Source organism: Zobellella taiwanensis (assembly GCF_003012795.1).
In the GTDB taxonomy this organism is placed as follows: domain Bacteria; phylum Pseudomonadota; class Gammaproteobacteria; order Enterobacterales; family Aeromonadaceae; genus Oceanimonas; species Oceanimonas taiwanensis.
The window spans coordinates 1-205 of record NZ_PXYH01000107.1; the positions used below are offsets into that span (position 1 = coordinate 1).

Annotated in this window: 1 protein-coding gene; it reads left to right on the forward strand. The window is 59.5% G+C overall.

Annotation, left to right across the window (positions count from 1 at the left end):
• Nucleotides 1–18: 18 nt before the first annotated feature.
• A partial coding sequence (locus C7I36_RS17600) for a hypothetical protein (RefSeq protein WP_425445055.1) occupies nucleotides 19–205 on the forward strand: 187 nt, incomplete at its 3' end.

The window sequence follows — 205 nt, forward strand, 5'->3', positions numbered from 1 at the left end:
CGGGTGCTGAAGCAGGTAATGAGTTGGTTAAGACGGCGACTGCGCTGCATCCAGCTCAAGCAGTGGAAAAAGCCGAGTCGGCTGCATCGGAGGCTGAAACAACTGGGTTACCAACCCCCGTTCCGGCACATCCGGATGCAAAGCTGGCGCAATGCGGCCTCTCCACTGGCCAGTCTGGCCCTGCCCAACACCTACCTGCACAATG